Source organism: candidate division Zixibacteria bacterium HGW-Zixibacteria-1, from assembly GCA_002838945.1.
Taxonomy (GTDB): Bacteria; Zixibacteria; MSB-5A5; order GN15; family PGXB01; genus PGXB01.
The window spans coordinates 1-9181 of record PGXB01000069.1 but is presented as its reverse complement, the minus strand read 5'-3'; the positions used below and the strand labels follow the sequence as shown (position 1 = coordinate 9181).

Here is a 9181-nt window from a genome sequence, read left to right as displayed (position 1 = left end):
CTATAATAATACTCCGAGAAAATGTCTGGACTTTCAAACACCGTCTGAAGTATTTTTAGAGCAATTGTTGCACTTCAAATGTGAATCCACCTTCCCGCCGGGGCGGGAATGACATTTTTGCACGGCCCGCCGGGGCGGATGGGGCACCGAACTATAGAGACATCTCTTTTAAAACCCACTCTTATAGAATATCCACGCCATGGAGCCGAACACCCAGAATGATCATAACATTGAGAACGCCGGTTAATCGGGAAAATCTTATCGGCAGGAAACCCGGAAAGTCCGGAAATTGCCATTCTTGCGCATAAGTCGTTATATTTCAATTTAATAAGTCAATTTACTGTTTCCTTGCTATAAAAATCAATAAATAATCACTATTATATTAATAAAATTAACTTGACAGGCTATAAATATTAATTATTTTAATATCGTATGAAACAATATGAATAAAGCGACGTAGAAAATGTCAGATAAATCAAATTGGAGGCTTTATGGCCAAAGAATGGCGCGAATTGACAAAATTGACCGGTGAAGAGCCGCTGGTCATCGAAAAAGTGCGGCTGAAAGATCAGGATATTGTAATCGAGGGCAGTTTCGAGCTGCCGCCGCTGGCCCGGCTGACTGCCGATGACCAGATTTTTGCGGCCGCTTTTCTGGGGAGTCATGGTTCTATCAAGCAAATGGAGCAGATTTTCGGAGTGAGTTATCCGACCATCAAGAGCCGCCTCAACAAGATAGCCGAGAAGCTGGACTTTGTCAGGGCCGAAATGATCGAGACGCCGCCCGACCGGCTGGAAATCCTGGGCCGGCTAAACCGCGGCGAAATCAACCCCGATGAAGCGGTCAAGCTTCTGGGTGGAGAATAAGAAATCAAGGTAGGAGTATTAATTATGTCCAGAGCAGTAACATTGACACTCAATTTGGTGAGTGAAGGAAAAATAAGCGTCGATGACGCCATGATTATACTTGAGGAGTTGAATCCGGCCGCCAAAACGGCTCAAACTAACCGGCTGACTCGAGTACCGGTTGATTATGCCGCGCCGGATTATCGGTTATTCAATGACAGCAGGATCGATATTTTTAATCCTTTATGGGAAGGAGCGCAATATGTCTGAGGAACGCCTTCAAATACTTCAGATGCTGGCCGAAGGAAAAATCACGGCAGAGCAGGCGGAGAAACTTCTTGATGCCATCGGTGAAAAGCAACATGGTGCAAAACCGGAGGCCAAAGAAGAACGATCCGAGAGCAAAGAAGAGACAACATTGGGAGAAAAGCCCAAATGCCTGAGGATAATGGTCACCGGCAAACACGGTAAAGGCGACAATGTCAATATCAGGATCCCGCTTCAATTGATCCGGGCCGGGGTCAAGATGAAATCGCTGCTGCCTTTCGAGGTCAGGGAGAAGCTCTCGTCAAAAATGAAGATCAATAATATCGATTGGGACATCAAGAATCTCGATGAAGATTCGATGAATGGTTTCTTTAAGTCTCTGAAGGAAATGAGCATCGATATTGACGAAGACAACGAAAGCGTCAAAATCTTCTGCGAATAATCTTTTTGTCGGGCCGGGCAACCATGCCTCACCTTGTCCGGCTCGACACCCTTTATTATATCTGGAACGCAATTAAATTCTTTCTTGCATATTGCCGCCGATTATCCGATAGTTGGAATTAATATGGAGAAGAAAAAGGTAATCAAGCAAGTTGTCGGCTGGCTGCTGGCCGGCATCATCATATATATCCTGTTCAGGACCATCTATAATAATCGGCAAGAGCTATATGACTGGGACTGGCAGATCAACTGGCTCAATGCCGTTCTGGCCATTATATCTCTGCTGACCGCCTATATCACCGCCAGTCAGGCCTGGCGGGTAATGTTGCATGGTTTCGGCCATAACGTGCGTCTTCATGAATCTTTCCGGGTGGTCTATCTGGCCAATCTCGGCCGGTATATACCGGGGAAAGTCTGGCAGGTGATCGGCATGGTCGGTCTGGCCAAAGAAGTCAATGTTCCGGCCAGGGTCTCGCTGGCGTCGTTTGCGCTGGTGCAGGCTTATGCTTTGCCGGCTTCGTTTCTGCTGGTTCCGCTTCTGCTCTGGCGTTCCGATGCGCTGGCCTCACTGGAAGTATATCGCGATATTGTATATGCTTTCATGGCGGTTGTTTTTCTGGGTTTCCTGATTTTGTTTTTCTGGCCGAACGGCCTTGACTGGGCCCTGAACAAGATACTCAAAATGTTCAAACAGGAACCGGTCGGCTATAAGCCGTCATTCGGCAATCGGATTTCGATTTTCATCTGGTATATCATAACCTGGATATTTTTTGGACTGTCGTTTCATTTCTTCCTGAAAGCTTTGATCCCCGAGCCGGCGCTTGATTTCAAGTTTGCCACCGGGGCCTATATCGCCGCTTATAATCTTGGCTATATCGCCCTTATTTCGCCCGGCGGGCTGGGCGTTCGTGAAGGAGTCATAACGGCGCTTCTGGCAACATCGCTCGGTCAGCCTATTGCCGCCTCGATTTCCCTCATTCACCGCATCCTGATTACCATTGCCGAAGCATTTATATCACTGCTGGCCCTGCTTACATACAAAATAAAATAGCCATTTATTGAAAATCACGATCAATCACCGGTCATTTGCCTGAAATTAGAATGATTTTTTAAAGATTAATTGATTTCGCTCCGCGCCGATAGAAAATAATAGGACATTTCTTAAGAATTTTGGCTCGAAACCGTATTGCTTGTGTATGTAAATAATGAAGAAGGAAATTACAGATACCGAAATTAAGGAAAAAAGTGCCACGGTGACACCGTTTCAGATAAAAGATTGTGCTTTAATCGTCCAAATTTGCGACCAGCTTCCGGCCATAAACCTGCGCGAGCTTCATGAACGAATGGCCAACTGCCCGGAAGATTCGCTGTATCATCATTTTTGTGAGATAGTAATTCGACCCTCATTCGATGATCCCGAATTTCATAACGACTTTGCCCGCTGGGCCCGACATGCGCTCCATGATCATGTGCTGGCCGAACGACTTGAGATTCTTCATCCATATGCGTTCGATAATATGGAAGATTTGCGCAAGGAACTCGTCGATATAATCGCCGACCGTCTCAGTGAGACTCAATACATACCATGGGCCCTGCATGATCAGGCCTTTTATTTCCGATCCGCAACAACGGTCGTGTTCGATACGACACGCACAATCGAATCTCCCGAGGATCTCAGCAATGCCATCAAGGAAATGACAACCAGTTCGCTGTACTATCATTTCTGGGAGGCGCGTCGGCGAACCCCGGGCAAAATTGATGACTTCTCGCATTGGCTGCTGGACTGGAACGACCGCGGCAAGCCGCTCATCGAAGCCTTTTCGCAGATTGATTTTTACTTTATGAGCCTGCGGGAATTGCAGCAAAGATTATCTCAGGTAATCAATGAGGTTGGAAAGACATGGCCAAAAAAGTAAAATCGATCCAGTCATATGAGCCGATTGTCGGCCCGGCCGTCCTCAACCAGCTCCGGCAGTTGGCCGGGAATCTCGAAGGACTCAAAGTAATTCATGTCAATTCGACCAAAACCGGCGGAGGCGTGGCGGAAATACTGTCATGGATGATCGCCTTCATGCGGGAACTGGGAATCGATGCTTCATGGGAGGTCATTGAGGGCAACGAGCCATTTTTCAATACCACCAAACTTTTTCATAACGGCTTGCAGGGTAATCAGGTCAATCTTTCCACGCATCATATAAAAGCGTACGAAGAAACCAATCGAAATAATGCTGAAGTTCTCCGGCATAAACTGGAAGACGCGGATATTGTGTTCATTCATGATCCTCAACCGGCCATGCTTCTGAGTCTCTGCCCGGGGCGGCGCGGGAAATGGATCTGGCGCTGTCATATCGATGCCAGTCAGCCGTACCGTCCGGTCTGGAAATATCTTCGACCGCTTCTCGAAGGATATGACGCCAGTATTTTTTCGATGGCCGAATTCACTCGTGCGCTGCCGCATCCGCAATTCCTGATAGCTCCCAGTATCGATCCGCTGAGCGAGAAGAACATCGACCTGCCGCAAAGCGAAATGGATAAGATATACCGCCAGTTCGATCTTTCGCCCGACAAACCGATTCTGACGCAGGTTTCACGATTCGACCGTTTCAAAGATCCGCTGGGTGTGATATACGGCTACAAACTGGCCCGGAAGTGCTGCCAGATACAACTGGTTCTCGCCGGCGGCAGTGCCGATGATGACCCCGAAGGGGTCGAGGTTTTACGGGAGGTCCGTGAAGCGGCGCAGGATGACCCGGATATTCATGTGCTGATGCTTCCGCCGGATGCGCATCGAACGATCAACGCCCTTCAGCGCTGCTCCGATATCATCGTCCAGAAATCGACCAGGGAAGGATTCGGCCTGACCGTGACAGAGGGTCTTTGGAAAGGCAAGCCGGTCATCGGCGGGCAGGTCGGAGGAATCGCACTCCAGGTAATCAACCATCATACCGGATTTTTGGTCAATACCCCCGAAGGCATGGCTCAGAGAGTGCGGTATCTGATGAATCACCGCGAGGTCATGGTGACTATGGGCAATAAGGGCAGGGAATTTGTCCGCGAGAATTTTCTTTTGACCCGCCATTTAAGAGAGTATCTTACATTGATGGTGGGGTTACGCCGCGGATTCTCGAGCAGGCTGATTGCCGCGGTATAAAATATTGGGCATATCAAAAACGTTTTGAAAAATTTTCCTGACGATTTTTTTAAGAAGTCATCTCGGGCCGAATGTCGCCTGCTGATGCTTGACTATGACGGCACTCTGGCGCCATTCAGAACGGACCGAGATCAGGCCTTTCCATATCCCGGAGTGGAATTCCGCCTCGATCGAATCATTTCGGACGAGCAGACCACGCTGGTCATAATCTCAGGACGGACCATAGCCGACCTTAAGCCGCTGTTAAATCTCAAAAAATACCCCGAAATATGGGGCAGTCATGGGTGGGAAGTATTGACGGCGGAGGGTCAATATAAGCTTTCGCGACCCAACGAAAGCACCCGAAAGGGTCTGGAAGAAGCCCGGAGCTTCATATGCAATAACAGTTTCGAGAAATACATGGAACTCAAACCGGCTTCGCTGGCCATTCATTATCGGGGTGTCGATATTAATAAAATACTTGTCCTGAAGAACAAAATTGTTGATAATTGGAATAGTCTGATGGATCGATATAATCTGACTTATTCGGAATTCGACGGCGGGCTGGAACTGAAAATTCCCGGCTTAAACAAAGGAACAGTCGTAAAAACTTTGATGGAAAGGTTTCCCCGAAACTGTCTGACCGCTTATCTGGGCGATGATTTAACCGATGAAGACGCTTTTTCAGCTCTCCCCGATTCGGCATTGAGTGTTTTGGTTCGCCGCGAATACCGGGAAACAAAGGCCCGCGCCTGGATCAAACCGCCGGAGGAACTGCTTGAATTTTTCGACAGATGGATTGAAGCTTATGATTCCGCCTAAGAAAATCACCGAATTAAGACCGATTCTGGCCTCCAACAGGCTGCCGATCAAACTGGAGATCGAAGACGGTAAGTGGCTGGTCACTCCCGGTATGGGCGGGCTGGTCACCGCTCTGGCGCCTGTCCTAAGAAACCACGAAGGAATTTGGATCGGCTGGCCGGGCGCGGAAGTGACGGATGATGTCAAAGAAATTCTCCGGGAATCAATTACGGATGTCGGATACCGCCTGGAAACAGTTAAACTCAGTCAGGGCGAGGTGGAAAATTACTACCGGGGTTTTTCCAATGGCGCGTTATGGCCGCTGTTTCATGATCTTCTGGATCACTGCAATTTCGATTCAAGTCACTGGGAAACCTACCAGAAAGTCAATTACAAGTTTGCCCAGCAAATTGCCGAAGTCGGCCAAAATCACGGTTTTATCTGGGTCCAGGATTATCAGTTGATTATGGTGGGACATTTCTTAAACGAAATGGGCTTCAAGGGTCGGACAGCTTTCTTCCTTCATGTCCCCTTCCCGCCAAAAGATATTTTTATAAAGCTCCCATGGCGGCAGGAAATTCTCGAAGGGCTGCTGGCCTACCGCCTTATCGGTTTTCAAACCGAGCGGGACCGCCGCAATTTTATACATTGCGTTCGGCATCTTATCCCATCGGCGCACATAAGCCACCACCGCAAATATCCGTTTATAAAATATGACTCGAATGTCAGCCGCATCGGCGCTTTCCCGATAAGTATTGATTTCGACTATTTTAACAAACTTGCCCGGACCAAAGAAGTCAACGATGCCGCCTGGTTCATTCACGAAAAATATCCCAATCAAAAAATTATTCTCGGTGTCGATCGTCTGGATTATACCAAAGGGATTCCGCACCGGCTGCTGGCCTTCGAAGACTGCCTTAAGCGTTATCCGGAACTTATAGAGAAAGTGGTCCTGGTGCAGGTGGTCGTCCCCAGCCGAACCGAGGTTGCCGAATACCAGCAGATGAAGCGTCAGATCGATGAAATGGTCGGACGCATCAACAGCCATTTTACCACCCGCGGCTGGGTGCCGATTCACTACATCTACGGAACCCTCGAACAGAACGAACTGCTGGGTTATTATAAAGCTTCCGAAGTCGCCCTGATCACGCCGTTAAAAGATGGCATGAATCTGGTGGCCAAAGAGTATTGTGCCTCACACTATGATGATCTGGGAACCCTGATTCTATCCGAATTCGCCGGCGCCGCCAGCCGGCTTTATGTCGGCGCCATGCTGGTTAATCCTTATAATCTCGAGGAAGTGGCCGACGCCATATATCAGGCCTTTTATATGAGTGCTGAAGAACAGAAAAGGCGGATGCAAAAACTACGGGCGGAAATCCGCAAAAACAATGTCTTCAAATGGGTTGAACAATTCGTTAAATCCTTCCATTTTTCTCCTGAATCGACCAAAGGCGGAAAAGACGATATCGCCGAGCCTTTTACCGTTTCTTCCGACCTCTAAAACCGTATAAATAAGACGGAGAAACCGCTAATATTTTGTGCGCAAGGGGTTGATATTAAACTTTAAAGTATTATATTGACGCGCAATTTGGATTATAACGGAATGGAGGTGATTGACATGACACTGTCAATTAAAGATAAGAAAGCGATTGGTTACTCCAGTCTTTCCGACAAAGAGATACTCGAAATCGACGATATCTATGGAGCCAAACATTACCGACGGTTGAAGACGATTATTCGCAAGACCGAAGGAGCCTGGTTATACACGCAGGACGGCCGCAAAATACTCGACTGCCTGGCCGCCTACAGTGCCGCCAATGCCGGACATCATCATCCGAAAATTGTCGCGGCCCTGGTCAAAGCGCTGCAGGAGGGCTACGGATCGGTTATATCCAACGTGGTTTATACCGATGTCCTGTCATTGTTCCTCAAGAGCGTTTCCGAACTGGTTCCGCAGCTGGGACCGAGATTCGGCAAGAACGGCAACAAGGCTCTTCCGAAAAACGGCGGTGTCGAGTCGGTCGAGACGGCGGTCAAGCTGGCCCGTTATTACGGGTACAAGAAAAAAGGTATTCCCGATGGTCAGCAGGAAATCATCGTCTATGACAAAAATTTCCATGGCCGCATGATTACCACGGTTTCGTTCTCGTCAACGAAGAAATACAAGGAGGGCTTCGGCCCGCTGACCCCCGGTTTCCACTCGGCGCCGTACGGCGATCTGGAAGCCACCAAAAAGTTGATAAACAAGAATACCTGCGGTATTCTGGTCGAGCCGCAGCAGGGTGAGGGCGGTATGAATATTCCGCCCGCCGGGTTCCTTAAGGGACTGCGCGAGCTGTGCGACCAGCATGACATGCTTCTGATTTTCGATGAGATCCAGGTCGGCATGGGCCGCACCGGCAAGACGTTCTGTTTCGAGCATGAAAATGTCACCCCTGATGCGGTCACGCTCGGCAAGGCTATCGCCGGCGGATTGGTTCCGGTGTCGGTCATGGTGACTAACAAAGAACTGATGGATATGACGTTCACGGCCGGCAAGGACGGTTCCACGTTCGGCGGTTATCCGCTGGCCTGTGTGGCCGGACTGGCTTCGATGCAGGTGATGAAAGAAGAAAAGCTGGTGGAGCGTTCGGCCGAGATCGGTAAGAAGCTTCTGAAGAGAATCGAGGACATGGCCGCGCGTTCGAAACATGTCAAGGAAGTTCGCGGCCGCGGGTTGTTCATCGGTATCGAGGTCAACAACGGCGATGCCATGCACTACTGCGAGCAGCTTCTTGACCTGGACATGCTGGCCAACGACAGCTATGGCCACACGATCCGGATTTCCCCGCCGCTGATTATCGGCGAGGCGGAGATTGACTACATCTGCGAACGGCTGGAGAAAGTGCTGATAGATTAGGAAATGGTTTGATTAATTGATATTCCAATGATATGGGAGCCTTGATCGGAAAAATTACCCCATCTCATAGAGAGGCGCGCTTGAAAACAGCGCGCCTTTTTTTGATGTATTTTCATCCGGTAGATAATTCGTTGCATTAGCACCAAAGAAACGAATTAATAGTAGGGACAGCACATTGTGCTGTCCGCGTATGATCAAAGAAGACAGGACAATGTCCTGTCCCTACGATTCATATGCTGCAATGTCTCTGCACCTGACAGCACAAAAACAATGGCAGGTGTCCGGAGACACCTTCCCTACGTCTACTAGTGATTGAGTAAACGTTTTGTTATTATACCACAGAATGGCATTATAATCGCACCCCAGACAAGCGATCCTAATATAAACAATAGTCCATATTTCCAATTATATATAATAAAGACAGATACAATGGTTGCCACCCATATTACACTTAATGCCGCGTCAATGTGATGTTTATAAACTCCTCTCAAATAGGTATTAAGTATCATAAGAAAGATGACCAGAGCTGCAATAATTATTAAAATCGACATACTTTAAACCATTTTATTGTTAAGTATTATGAATTACGAGCCAATTATACTACCAATAAATTTTCTAAATTGAAAAAACCACTTCGCTCCGCATAAGCTCGACTTCTGGTTCAGCCCTACTTTTGCCCTTGCTGCCTATACCACAATATTGAAGTTCCCCCGATTTAGTGGACACGGAGAAAGGATACTATTATTATGATTCTTTCTCATCCTGAGTCCCGAAGGACAGGAGGTGTTCAGATGT

General features: G+C 48.1%; 10 protein-coding genes. All 10 read left to right on the top strand.

From position 1 onward, the window contains the following. The coding region (locus CVT49_16215) for an IS30 family transposase (GenBank protein PKK81959.1) at positions 1 to 112 on the top strand (112 nt) is incomplete at its 5' end. A 379-nt stretch (positions 113 to 491) separates the two neighbouring features. Further along, complete coding sequence (locus tag CVT49_16210) at positions 492 to 866, top strand: RNA polymerase subunit sigma-70 (GenBank protein ID PKK81958.1); 375 nt, start codon at positions 492 to 494, stop codon at positions 864 to 866. A gap of 24 nt (positions 867 to 890) precedes the next feature. Beyond that, positions 891 to 1115, top strand: coding sequence for a hypothetical protein (locus CVT49_16205; GenBank protein PKK81957.1), 225 nt, complete (start codon positions 891 to 893; stop codon positions 1113 to 1115). After that, complete coding sequence (locus CVT49_16200; protein PKK81956.1) at positions 1108 to 1554, top strand: hypothetical protein; 447 nt, start codon at positions 1108 to 1110, stop codon at positions 1552 to 1554. Before CVT49_16205 ends, CVT49_16200 begins: the two co-directional genes overlap by 8 nt. Before the next feature lie 33 nt (positions 1555 to 1587). Next, complete coding sequence (locus tag CVT49_16195; protein PKK81955.1) at positions 1588 to 2604, top strand: hypothetical protein; 1017 nt, start codon at positions 1588 to 1590, stop codon at positions 2602 to 2604. 154 nt (positions 2605 to 2758) lie between these two features. Then, on the top strand, positions 2759 to 3469 hold the full coding sequence (locus CVT49_16190; GenBank protein PKK81954.1) for a hypothetical protein: 711 nt from the start codon (positions 2759 to 2761) through the stop codon (positions 3467 to 3469). Next, positions 3454 to 4704 (top strand): glycosyl transferase family 1, encoded by a 1251-nt coding sequence (locus CVT49_16185; GenBank protein ID PKK81953.1) that lies wholly within the window; start codon positions 3454 to 3456, stop codon positions 4702 to 4704. The genes CVT49_16190 and CVT49_16185 overlap by 16 nt, the downstream gene beginning before the upstream one ends. 24 nt (positions 4705 to 4728) lie before the next feature. Continuing rightward, entirely contained in the window at positions 4729 to 5505 is a 777-nt protein-coding gene (gene otsB, locus CVT49_16180) for a trehalose-phosphatase (protein PKK81952.1), read from the top strand. Beyond that, positions 5492 to 6988: a trehalose-6-phosphate synthase gene (locus CVT49_16175; GenBank protein PKK81960.1), complete on the top strand. Its 1497-nt coding sequence runs from the start codon at positions 5492 to 5494 to the stop codon at positions 6986 to 6988. Before otsB ends, CVT49_16175 begins: the two co-directional genes overlap by 14 nt. 102 nt (positions 6989 to 7090) lie before the next feature. Continuing rightward, positions 7091 to 8386, top strand: coding sequence for an ornithine--oxo-acid transaminase (gene rocD, locus CVT49_16170; GenBank protein PKK81951.1), 1296 nt, complete (start codon positions 7091 to 7093; stop codon positions 8384 to 8386). Positions 8387 to 9181: the final 795 nt, after the last annotated feature.